Origin of the sequence: Paenisporosarcina macmurdoensis (genome assembly GCF_042658845.1) — a bacterium.
Lineage (GTDB): Bacteria > Bacillota > Bacilli > Bacillales_A > Planococcaceae > Paenisporosarcina > Paenisporosarcina macmurdoensis.
The window spans coordinates 96,815-113,421 of the sequence record NZ_JBHSRI010000006.1 but is presented as its reverse complement, the minus strand read 5'-3'; the positions used below and the strand labels follow the sequence as shown (position 1 = coordinate 113,421).

The window sequence follows — 16,607 nt, the reverse complement described above, 5'->3', positions numbered from 1 at the left end:
AACGGTTAAGTTCAAGTTTGTTTTCGATACCAACAGGTGTCGGCGTAAGAAAACGTTTGTGCTTCCGGCACCGAAGTGCGTTCCGCTTGTTAGTTGACGTTTTGCTGTTCAGTTTTCAAGGTTCATGTGTTTGCGTCACTGTTTCAACAGCAACTCTTATATCTTACCAAAACCTAATTGTCATGTCAACAAAAAGTTTTGACTTAACATATTTGTTTGTCACTTGCTTTAGCGACTTATGTATCTTACCATCCTTCAAACAAGAATGTCAATACAATATCATAAATTTAAAAGAACAAAAATAAACTAGGTAATGAAGGGTTGTGATCCAATGAAAAAACGCATGTTAATCACCTTTATAAGTCTGTTCATTTTCTTACTATTTATTCAACAAAAGGAGCAATGGACATCCGTATTCCTTGTAACTGATCAACCTGACGTCTTGATGAAAGGCAATCACGGCGTGACATTAACTGTTGATTTATCTTTTGGTCGAGAAGACGTGGATGAATGGATATCTAAATTAGAGAAACCTTATCCTCTTCTCTTTTTAGATGCAGACTGGATTGAACGTTCTCCTTTGATCATTAAAAAAATCAAAGAAAAAAACATTCCAGTTGGATTGCTCGGTCAAGAAGGCAAGCAATACGAAGAAGCTCCGAATTTGTTGAAAAAGGAAATTGAACGTTTCCAGTCTGAATTTGGTGTAGTTCCACTTTGGTATCGAACAAAAGATCACACGTTTCCAAAACCACTTAAGAAACAACTATGGGATTCCAAAATCAATATGGTGAGCTCTTCCGTTAACTGGACAACAGGTAATCCTCCTACTATCCAAAACGGAGATATCGTTTCAGTTGCATTACACCAGAAAACTCGGGTAGTGCTTAAAGAGCTAACTGCTTTCCAAAAAGCTCATCCATTTGTTTCTATAGAAGAAACATTGTTTGGCTATAAAACACAAACGAAAACTTTCCCATAAAAAAAGCATCCAACTGGATGCTTTTTTTATGCTTTTACATTAGTAGCTTGAGCACGTGCTTTTCGACGTTCTTCCAACTTTAATCGATCTACATCAGACTTTGCATTGTATTTTGGCAATTTTAATAATTGATAGGCATTTACCGCTAATAATGGGAACAATAAGATGGTGACATAACGATCTACATCTTTTTCATCTACCATCAATACGGGTAACCATTCCAAAGTTGTAATAACAATCATAAAAAATAGCGCAGATATGAAAGCATGTTTCTTCGTCCATTTGGCTTTGAAATAAGCTACGACTAATCCCGTCGTTAAAAGAATAGCCAGAAGTCCTAAATATAACCACAATTGTGATTGCGAATTAGCAATCGGCATAAAACGAAATTTAATTAAATCAAAAATAACTAATGCAATAATTAATAGTTGCACCCAGTTCCACAATGTTAGGGATTTGAAAATATTAACGCCAAATTGATGAATGGTTAAATATGCGAAGAATCCCATTTGACTCAGAACACTCATCGTCATACCTAAGAATACAAACCATAAAAAACTTACAGCAAATTCAGCGTACTCTCCACTGGCAACAAAAGGTGCAAATACATCTTCCCATCGAATAAGTAATCCAAGCACACCGGTGACGAGCCCGCCAATTACAAGTGCCTTGAAGAAAAATATAAACCAATTTCGTATCGTCACAACAAAAAATCCTCCGTTTTTCTCAAGTTCTTCATTTGATTGTATCAACGAATAAGTAAAAAATCTAATTTACTATTCGATATCTACATATTCTCAAGAAATTTGTGAACAATAAATGAAAAGGTCAGTGGAAGAAAAGAGGTTAAGTATGCGAAAATGGATAATTCTTATAGGAGTCGTCGTATTAGCTGGTTGTGGTGGAGCACAACAAAGCAGCACTCCTTCATATGAAGAAACAAAAAAAATGATTACGGATACCATGCAAACTGAAGAAGGAAAAAAAGTAATGCGTCAAATGCTGTCAGATCCTGAATTTAAAGAGCTTTTAATTTTGGAACAAGAAGATGTGAAAAACTCGATTGAGAATACTCTACTATCAAAGGATGCGGAAAAATTTTGGAAAGATACGTTTAAAGATCCAACTTTCTCTGAAACCTTTGCAAAAAGCATGAAAGAGCAACAACAAGACATCATGACTGAATTAATGAAAGATGCTTCATTTCAAAAAGAATTAGAAACATTCTTTGGACAACCTGACATGCAGAAACAATTGGAAACCATCTTGCAATCATCTACAATGCGCAAAGAAATCGAAGAAATTGTGCAAGAAACGGTTGATAGCCCGCTTCTGAAAACCAAATGGCAAGAATTGATTAAAGCTGCTGGTGCCGCTGAAGAAGAGAAATCCGGTGAATCTGGTGGTGGTCAGAAAAAAGAAGAAGAGAAAAAACCATAAAAATACAAACCCCCGCCTGCATATGCAAGCGGGGGTTTACACTTATTTCTTTAGTTTATTTATAACTTTTAACGCAATTTCTTCATATAATTTACCCGTTGAATGTGTTTCTGAATACACTGAAGGAGCAAAATCTTCTTCATTCCAATCAGGTTGACCTAGTGGGATTTGTCCAAGAAGTTCTGTGCGAAGCTCATCTGCAAGCTTAGGACCGCCTCCCTTACCAAAAACATACTCTTTCTCATTCGATGTTTTCGATTGGAACCACGCCATATTTTCTATTACACCTAGTACTTCATGATCTGTTTGAAGCGCCATAGCACCTGCACGCGCAGCAACAAAAGCCGCGGTTGGATGTGGAGTGGTTACTACGATTTCTTTTGATGAAGGGATCATTTGATGAATATCAAGTGCCACGTCCCCTGTTCCTGGTGGTAAATCAAGCAATAAATAATCTAATTCGCCCCACTCAACATCTTTGAAGAATTGATCTAAGACTTTACCAAGCATTGGACCACGCCATACAACTGGTGCGTTATCTTCTACGAAAAAGCCCATCGAAATGACTTTAACCCCAAAGCGTTCAACTGGAATTATGCGTGTACCTTCAATTTTTGGACTTTGTTGAATACCCATCATATCAGGTACGCTGAAGCCATATATATCTGCATCGATTAATCCAACTTTTTTGCCTAAGCGAGCTAACGCCACTGCTAAGTTAACGGAAACTGTCGATTTCCCTACGCCTCCCTTACCAGAAGCAATGGAGATAAATTCGACTTTATTTAATGGTGACAATAAATCTTGCGCTTCAGATGCAGTTGCCGTTCCACGGAATTGCGCTAATACTTCTGCAGGCAATTCTTCAAAGCGAATGCCGACAGTACCAACACCCGCTCCCTTCAACGCATCAACTACCTTCATTTGCAATTGCATTTGTTCAGCAGTGTTTATTTTAGCAATCGCAAGCTTTACGCTAACATGATTTTTTTCTTCTTTAATTGATACTTCTTTTATACCGTTTGTTTCGAGTAACGTTTTATGTAAAAAAGGGTCCTGTAATTGCCCGAGCAGTTCGCGAACCTGTTGTTCATTCATCAATTTAGAGACACTCCTTTAATGTGCATTTCGTCCTATAGTATATCATATCGAATATAGCTAGGTGGTATTATAGGACTTCTGTTAAGGATAGGAGCATTGATAAAACGATACTCTCTTTAAACTCTTCTTTTGACTCCACTTTACTGCATTTGACTATCGACGTACTCTTCAATCCCATCTGCAATCGCTTCAGCCATTTGCTCTTGATAATCTTTAGACGTCAATAATTTTAATTCATCTGGGTTGCTTAAGAATCCTGTTTCCACTAACACTGCTGGGACTGTCGCCTTTTTCAATAAGTATACTTGCTTAATGGCAAGTGCTTCACGTTCCGTATTTCCAATATGCTCTCGGATGGCCCCTTGTATTGCTTTTGCCACTGCCGCTCCGCCTACATGACCATCCTTATGATAAAACACTTGTGCTCCGCGCCATCTGGCATCAGGTATAGAGTTTACATGAACACTGATAAATAAATCTGCTTCTGTGTTGGCAATCATTTCTTCACGCAATTGTAAATCGGCAACTTTCCTTGCACGAATGGTCGGGAAAGTTGCTTGCGGATTATGTTCAGCTACCGCATCTTCCTCATTCGACCTAGTCATTACGACTTCGGCACCCAAACGTTTTAATTCCTTTTCAAGCGCTTTCCCAAGTGCAAGTGTAATGTCTTTCTCGACGACTTCTCCAATAGAAGCGCCTCCATCCATACCACCATGACCAGGGTCTACCACGATTTTCATTCCACCAAGAGGCGCAGGTAAAAAGAATGCGCGATCTGATGCTTGCGTTTCATAAACCACAACTGTTACAGAGACTAACATTAAAAGTCCAATTGCTATCCAGCGTTTCAACGCGAACGACACCACCTTTTACACTCACTATACGTTTGTCCGATACGAACTATGAGGAAAAATAATGATGCAATTAAATTAAAACCTTCTCCAGTCATTAAGAGTTATCTTCTCTCAAATCCATGTAGATCGTACCATCCGACTCGATTTCTGCATAAAAAACTTGTTGCACTGAATTCACTCCATGACTTTTCAATTGCTTGATTACCCATTCTTCCGTTAAGCCTTGGTCTGGCAAATTCTTTTCAATGATTTTACCATCTGCAATTATTGTGGTGGGCATATATTTTGGTACAATGATTTGTGCTTTCACATCTTGTTTTGTGGCTGATTGTTGAGCCACTTTTTTAAAGACACTGAGCTCTCCGTTTGTTTCTAACACAGCAAAGTGCACATCTTTCACTGAGAAAATCCCCTGTATTCTTAATAACATATTTAAATCCCCAATAGGAAGACGACTTTTCTTGAGATTCCCCTCTAAGATTTTGCCATTCTTAATGATGATCATCGGTTTATCATCAAGCATTGCTTTTGCTCTACTTGATTTTAATGATATATAACTAACGAGAAGCGTAAGAATTGACCACCAGATTAAAGAAGTAATGGCGTTTAAGTAATGTGTATCATCATGTGCAGCAATCTCTCCAGCTATCGAGCCAATCGTAATGCCAGTGATGTAATTAAAAAATGTAAGTTGACTCAATTGTTCCTTCCCTAATATTCGCGCTAACAAAAGTAACACTGAAAAAGTGACAGTCGTTCGCACAATCATTTCCCAGAAACTATAATCTTCTAAGTTCATATTTGATAGTCCCCTCTTTTCGACTTCATAGGACTTCATTATTTCCTAAATCACAAGCACTTATTCAAGTTAAAAGGATTGTCCTACTTGTAAAAGAGGGTTCCGATTAATGAAATCCAAACAATTCCACTGAAGTTACATACCATAGAGGTAGGGGGGCATTTCATTTGAGTGATCATCATTTCCATCAGCATAAGAATTCAAAATATACCCTACATGACTTATTAAAAGGGAAGGATCTTGACATCATTGCTGCCTCCCTTCTACTTCTGGGAAAGTTGAGAGTAGAATCAGTTCAGTTATTTCGTGATTCCCCCACAATTAGCGTTACCTTAATCGGACAATATCAAAGTGTAAAAGACGACAAATCGGAGAATATGGCTAATTTCTTAGATGAAAATGGCGATATGACACTTGATGAGGTGTTTGAAGCTCTAAGTAAACGAATGAATAAAAAAAGGACGTGAACCATTTGAGTAATAGTTATAATCAAAAGAAATTTAAGTTTGATGGTGTGGAATTTGTTAATGGTCTCTTACTCGTCATTTTCATCTCCCTACTCCTCTTTGGTTCTACAAAACTCCCTGATGAACCGTTAATTACTACCACCTTTTTATGAACAACAAAGAAATAGCCCTCTCCTCCAAAAGAGGAAGAGGGCTATTTTACATCTATTATAAAGTTCCAAACGTAATAATTGGAGAGTGTGCCTTGTTACTGTTTATGGTTAATAAGCTCGTCATTGTCCCAACACAAATCACCGTGATAAAAGACAATAAAAACGAACTATCCGTAATAATAAAAGTACCCGAGAAAACGATCAAGACATCAATCAAAAAAATAACCATTCCAGGATTTATCTTTGCATAACTGGCGATAATTTGGCCAAGCAAATCAGTCCCCCCAATGCTTATATCAAAGCGTAGCATCAGTCCAATTCCAGCCCCTACAAATAAACCACCCAATATTGCACTGGTCATTGGATTTTGATCCAAAATAAATCCGAGCGCCCGCAATGGGTGGTAAGTCAAATCCACTATGAAGGAAGAAAAAATCATGCCATGAATACTGTTGTATAAGAAAGATCGATTATAAAACCAAGCAAGAATTAACACCGGAATACTCAACATCAAGACCATTAAGCCCACTTGGAACCCTGTTAAATAGTGTAGGATTAAACCCATTCCAAAAGTTCCACCATCTAACAGCTCATGATTAATTAAAAAAACATTTACACCAGTTGCCATTAAAAGACTTCCCACAATAATCGATATTGATTTATGTATAAATGGCAATCGTATTCCACCTCTTTATAATCACATTACTAAATGTATATGCTGGTCATTAAAGAATATTTTAAATATCCCCTTTGCTGTCTTTCATAGCCCAACGTCTAAGTCATGAAGCGTGTCAGTTCCCTATTAAATTTTTTCATCTCACAGTAGAACAAGCCGTGCCCACTATAATAAAAAGGAATCAATTCCGATTCTTTTATTTCTGCATGCAACAATTCGGCGAATACAAATGGACAAACTTTGTCTTGCTTTCCATGAAAAATGGCAGTTGGCACATGAATATTAGCTAAATCTTGGCGCAAATCTTCATCTCTAAGTGAAGCGAGACACATGGCTGTCGCATGACCTGAAGCAGCTAAACCTAAACTTTGAAACCAATCCACAAAACTTTCCCTTAGATATCGAGTAAAAAAGATATCCCCAAAATCAGCAACCATCTGTGGACGATTCGTGTATGTATCTTGAATCAATTTATTTACTTCTTCTTTCGTTTTTCCATACGGATAATCTGGACTTTGAGTAAATACAGGTGCCGCTGCTCCAAAAAGAGCAAGTTTTGAAATTTTATGTCCTGCATGTCGAGACATATACCTAATGGCAATGGCTCCACCCATTGAGTGACCTGCTAATATCACATCTTCCAACCCTAATGCATCAATAACAGCAAGAATATCATCAGCCATCCGGTCGTAGCTATAGCCATTCCATGGACGATCTGAATCCCCAAAGCCTCGGAAATCCATTCCAATACAACGAAACCCCATTTGTGGAAGTTGATTGAACTGATATTCAAACATCTTGTGATTGGCTGGCCATCCATGCAAAAACAATACTGGCTTACCGTTTCCCGGATCTATGTCCTCAACAAATATCTGCACATCTTGTTCAACAGTTATGTAGTAGCCGATTTACCTTCCTCCTGAATCATTTTTTCTTACTACATCCTATGTCCATTTGATTCTTGCCATTCAACTATGTCTTTACGAGGGTATCGATTCGATTGACGCAGTCGTTCACAAATGAACACACTTAGAACTGGAGCTGTGACCATCCGCAGATAACAAGGCTCGACAAAAGTCAGTTTACACATGAATTTCCCAGCGAGCGAAACTTCGTCGATTCTCGTGATTATCTCCACCCAAAATAACCAAAGCAAAAAACAAGACGATTCACCTTCATAAGAAGATGAATCGTCTTGTTTTTTGGCTCATTCATAGGGTAGGTGCTGACCAAAAATAGTAAATTTACATAAGAGAAGAGTAACCATAGTAGCCTGGTGATTTAAGCTACGGTGGACGCTTTTCGCGGGCACGGCATCAATCAACTATAGATGGCAACTACGATTATAGGTTGGTTCTAACTCTAGCTTAACTTAGAATCATTTATTCGTGTCTTCGCAAGAAGCATTTGAAATTGTTGTTGGTTACTACTCACTTCGTGGATTGTAGTGGAAGGCGGCGACTCCGGCGGGATCAGCGGGACAGGTGAGACCCCGCAGATCGCGAAGCGACCGAGGAGGCTCACTGCCCGCCCCGCGGAAAGCGTCCGCTTGAAACGGAAATCAACAATATTAATGAATCAATCTTTTGTCCCTGAACCACTGGATTTATGGAACTAAAATTATATTTCTTATCTACTAAAAAAGCCCCCAACCAAAATGGTTGAGGGCCTTGAAATGTATATAGATTAACGTTTTGAGAACTGAGGTGCACGACGAGCACCTTTAAGACCTGGTTTTTTACGTTCTTTCATGCGTGAATCACGAGTTAACAATCCTGCAGATTTCAATGCTGGACGGAAATCAGGATCTACATGAAGTAGTGCACGAGCAATACCATGACGGATTGCGCCTGCTTGACCTGTGTATCCACCACCATTTACGTTTACATGGATATCATAGCTGCCTAAAGTTTCAGTAGCTACTAATGGTTGTTTGATGATTGAGCGTAAAGTTTCAAATGGAACATAATCTTCTACGTCACGTTTGTTGATAATGATATTACCTTCGCCCGGTACTAAACGTACGCGTGCAGTTGAACTTTTACGACGACCTGTGCCGATATATTGAACTTGTGCCAAGGGTGTATCCTCCTCTTTAACTTTAATATTTATCCGCGAAGTTCATAAACTTCTGGTAATTGTGCTGCATGTGGATGTTCTGATCCAGCGTATACATTAAGTTTTGTGAATGTTTGACGACCTAAAGAGTTTTTAGGAAGCATCCCTTTGATTGCTAATTCAAGCATTCTTGTAGGGTAGTTTGTACGCATTTCTAATGCTGTACGTTTTTTCAATCCACCTGGGAACATTGTATGACGGTAGTAAATTTTGTCTGTCAATTTTTTACCAGTCAAATGAATTTTCTCAGCATTGATGATGATCACGTGATCACCTGTGTCAACGTGTGGTGTGAATGTTGGTTTGTTTTTACCACGTAAGATTGCAGCTACTTCAGATGCTAAACGACCAAGTGTTTGGCCTTCCGCGTCTACTACTAACCATTTACGCTCTACTTCGTGACCTTTAGCCATGAATGTTGTACGCATGTATTTTGTCCTCCTAATTCGTTCTAATATTAGTTAAAATTCTTCTATATCATCATCAACAACAAGTTTCGGGGCTTATTGTGGGGTTAATGAAATACCATGTGTCATCATATAACGCCACGGATAAAAAGTCAAGGAATTATTTCAAAACACCAGGACGTGTTGCTTCATTCAGCATAATACACCGATTCTAAGTATAAACCTTGCGCTGGAGCCGTTTTTCCGGCTCTTTTTCGGTCCATAGCTGAGAGGATGTGTGCCATGTCAGACGCTTCTCGCTTGCCGATGCCTACTTCCCATAAATTCCCCGCAATAATTCGGACCATATTGTATAAAAAACCGTCACCTTCAATGACCATATGAAGTTCTCCTTGTTCATTTTCCAGCAATTCTAGACGCTTTATATGTCGAACTCGATCAACTACTTCAGTTCGTGCTGAACAAAAACTTGTAAAATCATGTACGCCTAAAAACGCTTGTGCTGCTTCTCTCATGAGATTAACGTTAGGTTTAACTCCTGGTATATATACGACGTAATGACGCTTAAAAGGGCTCTCAACGTCTTCTAATCCCCATTTGTATCGATACACTTTACCAGTTGTCCCATATCTCGCGTGAAACTCACTCGAAACTTCTTCAACAGAGACCACACGAATATCTCCAGGCAACTGTGCATTGAGTGCTTTTTGCCAACGGTTAAGCGGAAATTGAAGGTCCGTATCAAAATGAATAACTTGTCCAGTTGCGTGGACTCCAGCATCCGTTCGACCGCTCGCAACGACTTTCACAATTGTTCCTTTGTGCATATTAGTTAGTACTTTCTCTAACTCAAGTTGAACAGTTCGTTCATTCGGCTGTACTTGGTAGCCGGCAAAACCAAATCCATCATACATGATTGTTACTTTTAAACGTTTCACTAACGTTCCCTCCAGTTTTACGATCGCAACAACCAAAGAACCACTGTCACAGCTCCTAACAATAGTAGGACCGTAGAATCTCGCCAATCCCATTTCAATTGACGATAACGCGTTCGACCTTCTCCGCCACGATAGCCACGTACTTCCATCGCCACAGCTAAATCTTCAGCACGTTTAAAGGCACTGACAAACAATGGGATTAACAAGGGAACGACCGCTTTAATTCGTTCTTTTATGGACCCTGTACTAATATCTGATCCACGTGCCATTTGAGCTTTCATAATTTTATCTGTTTCATCCATTAATGTTGGAATAAAGCGCAACGAAATTGACATCATTAATGCAAGTTCATGGACAGGTAATTTAAATCGTTTAAAGGGATTTAATAATACCTCCAAGCCATCTGTAATAGATATCGGTGAAGTCGTTAACGTTAATATAGATGTGATAAAGACCAACACTAAAAAGCGTATAGCTATGAAAATACCTAGTTTTAACCCTTCCTCGTACACTTCGATAAATTGCCATTTAAACAATAGATCTCCTTCTTTAGTAAAGAAGATGTGTAATAAGAAAGTAAACACCAGTAAAAACAAAATAGGCTTTAATCCATTAACCAAGAAATACAAACGAATACGTGAAAATAACACCGTTACAAATGTGAACGCTAATAACAAAGCATATGTCAGCGCATTATTTGCTAAAAAGACCACTGCAATAAATAAGAACACAAATGTTAGTTTTGAGCGAGGGTCTAATTTATGAATGAATGAATCCCCTGGAATATAACGACCAAAAATCATTTTCTCCATCATATAGACTCACGCTCCCCTTGAACAACGCGAGCTATTTCTTCAGCCAACTGTTCCTCGGTTACGCATAGCTTTGGTAATGGATAGCCAAGCAAAGCTTCAAATTCACGTTGAAAACGTACGACACGAGGTGCAGCTAGTCGAAATTCTGCAAGTCTCTCTTCATTTCCAAAAATATCGATGGGATCTCCGCTTAATACGCATTGTCCTTCATGCATAATGGCGACACGATCCGCGTAACGCGCGGCATCTTCCATGGAATGAGTGACTAAAATTGTCGTCAATCCTTTATCCACATGTAGCTTATGAAATAAATCCATGATTTCTAGACGTCCACGAGGGTCTAGACCGGCCGTAGGTTCATCTAGTACTAGTACGCTTGGTTCCATAGCCAAAACGCCTGCAATGGCCACTCTACGCATTTGACCACCTGACAAGTCAAACGGTGATTTATGCAGCACGTCTTCAGGTAAACCTAATTGTTCAACTAAAACGCGCGCACGTTTCTCAGCCTCTTCTTTAGAGACACCAAAGTTTAAAGGGCCAAACATAATATCTTTTAATACCGTCTCATCAAATAATTGATGTTCAGGGAATTGGAAGACAATACCGATTTTTTGACGTACCGGCTTTAAGTTTTTCACTTTCTTACCAGCCTGAATCGCCAAATCCCCAATAATGACCGTGCCCTCAGAAGGTTTTAACAGTGCATTTAAGTGTTGCAGCAAAGTGGATTTACCCGAACCAGTATGACCAATAATTGCGTGGTATGAACCTGACGGAATATGTAAGTTCACATCGACTAGTGCACGTTTTTCAAAAGGTGTATCTTTCGCATAGGCATATCCTACTTGTTGAAGTTTGATGTCCATATATCTTTCACCAACTCTTGCTCTGACATATGCGTATCTTTTAAGCTCACTCCATTAGTTAACAACAGGTTGCTCATCTTTAAAGCGAACGGTAAATCTAAACCGAGTGCAACTAACTCTTCTCCACGCGAAAAGATCTCGGCAGGTGTGCCTTCCGCATATTTACGGCCAGCATTCATGACAAGAATTCGATCAGCAAGCAATGCCTCTTCTAAATCATGTGTAATAGACAACACCGTTAAATGTGTTTCTTCACGTAATCGATGAACCGTTGATAATACTTCTTCTCGTCCCTGCGGATCAAGCATCGAGGTTGCCTCATCCAATATTAATATTCTTGGCTTTAATGCAAGCGCCCCAGCAATAGCTACACGTTGCTTTTGACCACCAGATAAATGATGTGGTTCACTATTTAAAAACTTCTCCATTTTCACTTGGCTAAGTGACTCATGGACACGTACTACCATATCTTCAAACGGAATCCCGTTATTTTCCAAAGCAAAAGCGACATCATCTTGGACGGTTGCTCCGACAAATTGATTGTCTGGATTTTGAAAAACCATGCCCATTTGTGAACGAATGTCCCATAAATTTTCTTCATTAAGCGTTTCACCAAGAACTCGCACTTCCCCACCTTGAGGAAATAAAAGACCATTCATGAGTTTCGCCATTGTGGATTTACCCGAACCATTATGACCAACGATTGCAATCCACTCGCCATCGTTAACAGAAAAAGAGATTTGGTCTAGTGCTTTACGCGTCTCCGGTTCTTCCGGTGTATAACTATAGGTAACATCACGTAATGATAAGATTTCGTTCATAAAACATTTACCTCCTCTAACTCAGCTCTATCTCCACTCAACTCTAACTCATCTATTTGTTATTTTACGATATTACAAAAACACAGTATACACCAACAAAGGTGTATACTGATGTCTTTTTTTATATAGGATCCGCATATTTACTATGTTGCATCAGTGAAATAAAATAAAAAAGCGCGCACCTCATTCAGAGAAATGCGCTCTTCTATGTCTGTATCGTATTCGGTTGCTCAGACCGTATACGTGAATGAGGTGCGTAGAGCTAGACGAGTCGCTGCCAAAGGCCCGCTCATTGTAACGCTCTGCTTTTCATTATGTCGTATAAATCTTTTGTAAAAAAAGAGGGCGGCTACTAACCTAGAACCCTCTTCAAATTTTGTTGAATTAAACTAATTCAATTATTACTACTGGTGCTCCGTCTCCACGACGAGGTCCCATTTTCATAATACGTGTATATCCGCCTTGACGATCAGCGTAGCGTGGTGCTACATCATCAAACAATTTTTGCAAAGCATAAATTGTTGATTCATTGCCTTCTTCATCAGTAGCTGTTACTAGTTCACGACGAATATATGCTGCAGCTTGACGACGTGCATGCAAATCTCCACGTTTACCTAATGTAATCATTTTCTCACAAACTGAACGCACTTCTTTCGCACGAGCTTCAGTCGTTTGAATACGTTCGTTGATGATCAAGTCAGTTGTTAAGTCACGCAACATCGCTTTACGTTGAGAACTTGTACGACCAAGTTTTCTGTAACCCATAGATGTTTACCTCCTTTGTTGAATATTAATCTTGCTTTATCAAAAAAGTCGCTTAGTCTTCTTTGCGTAATCCTAAGCCTAGCTCATCTAACTTCGCTCTAACTTCTTCTAGTGATTTACGTCCAAGGTTACGAACTTTCATCATATCGTCTTCTGACTTATTAGCTAACTCAAGTACCGTATTGATACCCGCGCGCTTCAAGCAGTTATAAGAACGAACAGAAAGATCAAGCTCTTCGATTGTCATCTCCAACACTTTTTCTTTTTGATCTTCTTCTTTTTCGACCATGATTTCAGCAGTTTGTGCCTCATCAGTCATCCCAACAAAAATGTTTAGATGCTCAGTTAAAATTTTCGCTCCAAGCGAAATCGCCTCTTTGGGACCGATGCTGCCATCTGTCCACACATCTAGAGAAAGTTTATCGAAATTAGTCATTTGACCAACACGAGTATTCTCTACTTGGAAATTGACGCGTGAAACTGGAGTATAAATAGAGTCAATTGGGATCACGCCGATAGGAAGATCCTCACGTTTGTTTTGATCAGCAGGAGTGTAACCGCGGCCGCGTTGTGCATACATACGCATACGCAAATGACCATTTTTACCGATTGTTGCAATATAGAGATCAGGATTTAAAATTTCTACATCACTGTCATGTGTAATGTCAGCAGCTGTAACCTGTCCATCACCTTTAATATCAATCTCGATGACTTTTTCTTCATCAGAGTAGATTTTTAGAGCTAATTTCTTCACATTCATAATAACTGAAGCAACATCTTCAACTACGCCCTCTATAGTAGAGAATTCGTGAAGAACGCCATCAATTTGAATAGAAGTTACTGCAGCTCCTGGTAAAGAAGACAAAAGTATACGACGTAGGGAATTACCTAATGTGTTTCCATATCCACGCTCAAGCGGTTCTACAACAAACTTGCCAAATTTGGCACCTTCGCTGATCTCAACCGTTTCAATCTTTGGTTTTTCAATTTCGATCATTCAAATATACCCTCCTTCAAAACATCGAATGTATAGGTTCGTTCCATCAGAAATCGATAGGTACTAGACTTATCGGTGATTGCACAACTCAGTTTGTACAAGAAATGATGTTCTCAATCATTTGATTGAGAGGCACCTATTACACGCGACGACGTTTTGGTGGTCGGCATCCGTTATGTGGAACTGGAGTTACATCTTTAATAGCTGTAACATCAAGACCTGCAGCTTGAAGTGCACGAATTGCAGCTTCACGACCTGCACCAGGACCTTTAACCGTTACTTCTAACGTCTTCAAACCATGTTCAACAGATGACTTAGCAGCTGCTTCGGCAGCCAATTGCGCAGCAAATGGCGTCGATTTACGAGATCCTTTAAAACCAAGTGAACCAGCACTTGACCAAGATACTGCATTTCCTTGCATATCTGTAATTGTTACAATTGTGTTATTGAATGTAGAGCGGATGTGAGCAATACCAGATTCGATATTCTTTTTCACACGACGCTTACGTGTTTGTTGTTTACGTGCCATGTTAGGAAGAAACCTCCTTTACGTATTATTTTTTCTTGTTAGCAACAGTTTTACGAGGACCTTTACGCGTACGCGCATTGTTCTTCGTATTTTGACCGCGAACAGGTAAACCTCTACGATGACGGATACCACGGAATGAACCGATTTCCATCAATCGTTTGATATTTAATGATACTTCACGGCGAAGATCTCCTTCAACCTTGAAAGCACCGATTGCTTCACGAATTTTGTTTAATTCGTCTTCTGTAAGATCACGAACGCGTGCTTCTTCAGAAACTCCTGCAACTGCAAGAGCTTTTTGTGCAGTAGTTTTACCAATACCGAAAATATATGTTAATGAAATAACAACGCGTTTATCGCGCGGAATGTCAACACCAGCAATACGAGCCATGTGTGTCGTGCACCTCCTTCAAATTAGCCTTGTTTTTGTTTATGTTTAGGATTTTCACAGATTACCATTACTTTACCGCGTCTGCGAATAACTTTACATTTTTCGCAGATCGGTTTCACAGATGGTCTTACTTTCATCTAACCCAACCTCCTTAGTGGTCCGGAGTGCAAAAGATTATTTAAAACGGTATGTGATACGTCCGCGAGTTAAATCGTAAGGAGAAAGTTCAATTGTGACTTTATCTCCAGGTAGGATGCGGATAAAATGCATACGGATTTTGCCCGAAACATGAGCAAGAATCGTGTGACCATTTTCCAATTCTACCTTAAACATCGCGTTGGGCAAAGTCTCAACAACTGTTCCTTCGACTTCAATTACATCGTCTTTCGCCATCAACCCTGTCTCCCTTCTGTATAAAAAATCAGGTCTCATCAGCAAATCAAACGGCATGTTCCGCAAATCAAATCCGCAATGGACTCTTTTCGTTTCAACATAGGTTTGCTTTGCATGAGAGATGTTCGAAAGACACTCGTCAGGCTTCGCTTCTGGCAACCTACGGAGTAGACTGACCGGGGTGAACCTGTCTCCCTCATGTAAACACGAACGCTCGGAATGTCTTGGATGAGTTCCACCATATCCGTTACACAGATGCTTCCACGAAACCCATTATACCTCGTCGGAAGTAGAAATGCACGAAAGGACAAAGGGATCCTCTTAAACGCGACACTTGCTATTTCGTTCTACGTATAGCGGGCATAATTTGCTTTTGCAGCTCTCGAAAAAAAATTCGTTTACAAGCTTGCCGCTAGATTCAGCTGCGTTTGCTCTCTAAAAGAGCATTTAAATCAGCAAATACCTTATGAATGTCTTGCTGACCGTTAATATTTGTTAACACACCTTTGTCGCCATAATAGTCGAGTAGAGGTTGTGTTTGTTTCATATTTACTTCCAGACGGTTAGTGACCGTTTCCGGATTATCATCCGCGCGCTGGTAAAGCTCGCCTCCATCTTTGTCACAAACACCATCTACTTGAGGTGGGTTGAAGACTAAATGATACGCAGTGCCACAAACTTTACAGATGCGACGCCCCGTTAGGCGCTTAATCAATTCTTCTTGCTCAACTTGAATATTTAAAACGTGTTCTACGTTTTTGTTCAGATCAGCCAATAGCGCATCAAGTGCCGCCGCTTGAGGAACTGTACGTGGAAACCCGTCTAATAAAAATCCGTTATCGCAATCAGATTTGCTTAATCTTTCACGAACGATTCCGATCGTTACTTCATCAGGTACTAATGCACCCTCATCCATAAACGATTTGGCTTTTAGGCCAAGATCCGTGCCGCCTTTTATAGCTGCTCGGAACATGTCGCCTGTAGAAATATGAGGGATTGCGTACTTCTCAACAATTTTATCTGCTTGAGTGCCTTTACCTGCACCCGGCAAACCCATTAAAACGATATTCATACGTTTTGCCCCCTGCAT

At 39.6% G+C, this 16,607-nt stretch carries 22 protein-coding genes; 3 read left to right on the top strand and 19 right to left on the bottom strand.

Going from position 1 to position 16,607, the window contains the following annotated elements; translation table 11 throughout:
- The first annotated feature begins 331 nt into the window (after positions 1–331).
- On the top strand, positions 332–982 hold the full coding sequence (locus tag ACFPYN_RS06480) for a hypothetical protein (RefSeq protein WP_377733177.1): 651 nt from the start codon (positions 332–334) through the stop codon (positions 980–982).
- 26 nt (positions 983–1,008) lie between these two features.
- On the opposite strand, the gene ACFPYN_RS06475 is transcribed toward ACFPYN_RS06480, so the two are convergent.
- Positions 1,009–1,686 (bottom strand): KinB-signaling pathway activation protein, encoded by a 678-nt coding sequence (locus ACFPYN_RS06475; RefSeq protein WP_377733176.1) that lies wholly within the window; start codon positions 1,684–1,686, stop codon positions 1,009–1,011.
- 148 nt (positions 1,687–1,834) lie between these two features.
- On the opposite strand from ACFPYN_RS06475, the gene gerD reads away from it, so the two are divergent.
- A complete protein-coding gene (gene gerD / locus ACFPYN_RS06470; RefSeq protein WP_377733175.1) occupies positions 1,835–2,422 on the top strand; it encodes a spore germination lipoprotein GerD in 588 nt (195 codons plus the stop codon).
- Between the two features lie 42 nt (positions 2,423–2,464).
- On the opposite strand, the gene ACFPYN_RS06465 is transcribed toward gerD, so the two are convergent.
- From ACFPYN_RS06465 to ACFPYN_RS06455, 3 genes are all read right to left on the bottom strand, one after another.
- Entirely contained in the window at positions 2,465–3,523 is a 1,059-nt protein-coding gene (locus tag ACFPYN_RS06465) for a P-loop NTPase (protein ID WP_377733174.1), read from the bottom strand.
- Between the two features lie 140 nt (positions 3,524–3,663).
- Positions 3,664–4,377 carry an N-acetylmuramoyl-L-alanine amidase gene (locus tag ACFPYN_RS06460; RefSeq protein ID WP_377733173.1) on the bottom strand — a complete coding sequence of 238 codons (714 nt, stop codon included), beginning with the start codon at positions 4,375–4,377 and terminating at the stop codon, positions 3,664–3,666.
- 97 nt (positions 4,378–4,474) lie between these two features.
- Positions 4,475–5,179, bottom strand: a complete 705-nt coding sequence (locus tag ACFPYN_RS06455) for a YetF domain-containing protein (RefSeq protein WP_377733172.1) — start codon at positions 5,177–5,179, stop codon at positions 4,475–4,477.
- A 167-nt stretch (positions 5,180–5,346) separates the two neighbouring features.
- Here ACFPYN_RS06455 and ACFPYN_RS06450 point away from each other — a divergent pair, with 167 nt between their 5' ends.
- Positions 5,347–5,646 carry a hypothetical protein gene (locus ACFPYN_RS06450; RefSeq protein WP_377733171.1) on the top strand — a complete coding sequence of 100 codons (300 nt, stop codon included), beginning with the start codon at positions 5,347–5,349 and terminating at the stop codon, positions 5,644–5,646.
- A 207-nt stretch (positions 5,647–5,853) separates the two neighbouring features.
- Here the strand turns inward: ACFPYN_RS06450 and ACFPYN_RS06445 are convergent, their stop codons facing one another.
- The 15 genes from ACFPYN_RS06445 to ACFPYN_RS06375 form a co-directional block, all read right to left on the bottom strand.
- Positions 5,854–6,474: a YitT family protein gene (locus ACFPYN_RS06445; RefSeq protein WP_377733170.1), complete on the bottom strand. Its 621-nt coding sequence runs from the start codon at positions 6,472–6,474 to the stop codon at positions 5,854–5,856.
- 98 nt (positions 6,475–6,572) lie between these two features.
- On the bottom strand, positions 6,573–7,382 hold the full coding sequence (locus ACFPYN_RS06440) for an alpha/beta fold hydrolase (RefSeq protein WP_377733186.1): 810 nt from the start codon (positions 7,380–7,382) through the stop codon (positions 6,573–6,575).
- 778 nt (positions 7,383–8,160) lie between these two features.
- Complete coding sequence (rpsI, locus tag ACFPYN_RS06435) at positions 8,161–8,553, bottom strand: 30S ribosomal protein S9 (RefSeq protein ID WP_377733169.1); 393 nt, start codon at positions 8,551–8,553, stop codon at positions 8,161–8,163.
- A 29-nt stretch (positions 8,554–8,582) separates the two neighbouring features.
- Positions 8,583–9,020 (bottom strand): 50S ribosomal protein L13, encoded by a 438-nt coding sequence (gene rplM / locus ACFPYN_RS06430; RefSeq protein WP_377733168.1) that lies wholly within the window; start codon positions 9,018–9,020, stop codon positions 8,583–8,585.
- A 167-nt stretch (positions 9,021–9,187) separates the two neighbouring features.
- Positions 9,188–9,937: a tRNA pseudouridine(38-40) synthase TruA gene (truA, locus tag ACFPYN_RS06425; RefSeq protein ID WP_377733167.1), complete on the bottom strand. Its 750-nt coding sequence runs from the start codon at positions 9,935–9,937 to the stop codon at positions 9,188–9,190.
- A 17-nt stretch (positions 9,938–9,954) separates the two neighbouring features.
- Complete coding sequence (locus ACFPYN_RS06420; protein WP_377733166.1) at positions 9,955–10,752, bottom strand: energy-coupling factor transporter transmembrane component T family protein; 798 nt, start codon at positions 10,750–10,752, stop codon at positions 9,955–9,957.
- Positions 10,749–11,621, bottom strand: a complete 873-nt coding sequence (locus ACFPYN_RS06415; RefSeq protein ID WP_377733165.1) for an energy-coupling factor ABC transporter ATP-binding protein — start codon at positions 11,619–11,621, stop codon at positions 10,749–10,751. The genes ACFPYN_RS06420 and ACFPYN_RS06415 overlap by 4 nt, the downstream gene beginning before the upstream one ends.
- A complete protein-coding gene (locus ACFPYN_RS06410; RefSeq protein WP_377733164.1) occupies positions 11,597–12,442 on the bottom strand; it encodes an energy-coupling factor ABC transporter ATP-binding protein in 846 nt (281 codons plus the stop codon). The genes ACFPYN_RS06415 and ACFPYN_RS06410 overlap by 25 nt, the downstream gene beginning before the upstream one ends.
- Positions 12,443–12,826: 384 nt before the next feature.
- A complete protein-coding gene (gene rplQ, locus ACFPYN_RS06405; RefSeq protein WP_024536523.1) occupies positions 12,827–13,207 on the bottom strand; it encodes a 50S ribosomal protein L17 in 381 nt (126 codons plus the stop codon).
- A gap of 52 nt (positions 13,208–13,259) precedes the next feature.
- Complete coding sequence (locus ACFPYN_RS06400) at positions 13,260–14,204, bottom strand: DNA-directed RNA polymerase subunit alpha (protein ID WP_377733163.1); 945 nt, start codon at positions 14,202–14,204, stop codon at positions 13,260–13,262.
- A gap of 139 nt (positions 14,205–14,343) precedes the next feature.
- Positions 14,344–14,733 carry a 30S ribosomal protein S11 gene (rpsK, locus tag ACFPYN_RS06395; protein WP_017381495.1) on the bottom strand — a complete coding sequence of 130 codons (390 nt, stop codon included), beginning with the start codon at positions 14,731–14,733 and terminating at the stop codon, positions 14,344–14,346.
- A gap of 25 nt (positions 14,734–14,758) precedes the next feature.
- Entirely contained in the window at positions 14,759–15,124 is a 366-nt protein-coding gene (gene rpsM, locus ACFPYN_RS06390; protein ID WP_377733162.1) for a 30S ribosomal protein S13, read from the bottom strand.
- A 23-nt stretch (positions 15,125–15,147) separates the two neighbouring features.
- A complete protein-coding gene (gene rpmJ, locus ACFPYN_RS06385; protein ID WP_000868344.1) occupies positions 15,148–15,261 on the bottom strand; it encodes a 50S ribosomal protein L36 in 114 nt (37 codons plus the stop codon).
- 37 nt (positions 15,262–15,298) lie between these two features.
- Entirely contained in the window at positions 15,299–15,517 is a 219-nt protein-coding gene (gene infA / locus ACFPYN_RS06380) for a translation initiation factor IF-1 (RefSeq protein WP_016429904.1), read from the bottom strand.
- Between the two features lie 418 nt (positions 15,518–15,935).
- A complete protein-coding gene (locus ACFPYN_RS06375; protein ID WP_377733161.1) occupies positions 15,936–16,589 on the bottom strand; it encodes an adenylate kinase in 654 nt (217 codons plus the stop codon).
- Positions 16,590–16,607: the final 18 nt, after the last annotated feature.

Bases quoted from the DNA above. Each gene is read 5' to 3' on its own strand.
- ACFPYN_RS06480 (WP_377733177.1), top strand. From the start codon at position 332: ATGAAAAAACGCATGTTAATCACCTTTATAAGTCTGTTCATTTTCTTA.
- gerD (WP_377733175.1), top strand. From the start codon at position 1,835: ATGCGAAAATGGATAATTCTTATAGGAGTCGTCGTATTAGCTGGTTGT.
- ACFPYN_RS06455 (WP_377733172.1), bottom strand. From the start codon at position 5,179: ATGAACTTAGAAGATTATAGTTTCTGGGAAATGATTGTGCGAACGACT.
- rplM (WP_377733168.1), bottom strand. From the start codon at position 9,020: ATGCGTACAACATTCATGGCTAAAGGTCACGAAGTAGAGCGTAAATGG.
- ACFPYN_RS06420 (WP_377733166.1), bottom strand. From the start codon at position 10,752: ATGATGGAGAAAATGATTTTTGGTCGTTATATTCCAGGGGATTCATTC.
- ACFPYN_RS06415 (WP_377733165.1), bottom strand. From the start codon at position 11,621: ATGGACATCAAACTTCAACAAGTAGGATATGCCTATGCGAAAGATACA.
- ACFPYN_RS06410 (WP_377733164.1), bottom strand. From the start codon at position 12,442: ATGAACGAAATCTTATCATTACGTGATGTTACCTATAGTTATACACCG.
- rplQ (WP_024536523.1), bottom strand. From the start codon at position 13,207: ATGGGTTACAGAAAACTTGGTCGTACAAGTTCTCAACGTAAAGCGATG.
- ACFPYN_RS06400 (WP_377733163.1), bottom strand. From the start codon at position 14,204: ATGATCGAAATTGAAAAACCAAAGATTGAAACGGTTGAGATCAGCGAA.
- rpsK (WP_017381495.1), bottom strand. From the start codon at position 14,733: ATGGCACGTAAACAACAAACACGTAAGCGTCGTGTGAAAAAGAATATC.
- rpsM (WP_377733162.1), bottom strand. From the start codon at position 15,124: ATGGCTCGTATTGCTGGTGTTGACATTCCGCGCGATAAACGCGTTGTT.
- rpmJ (WP_000868344.1), bottom strand. From the start codon at position 15,261: ATGAAAGTAAGACCATCTGTGAAACCGATCTGCGAAAAATGTAAAGTT.
- infA (WP_016429904.1), bottom strand. From the start codon at position 15,517: ATGGCGAAAGACGATGTAATTGAAGTCGAAGGAACAGTTGTTGAGACT.
- ACFPYN_RS06375 (WP_377733161.1), bottom strand. From the start codon at position 16,589: ATGAATATCGTTTTAATGGGTTTGCCGGGTGCAGGTAAAGGCACTCAA.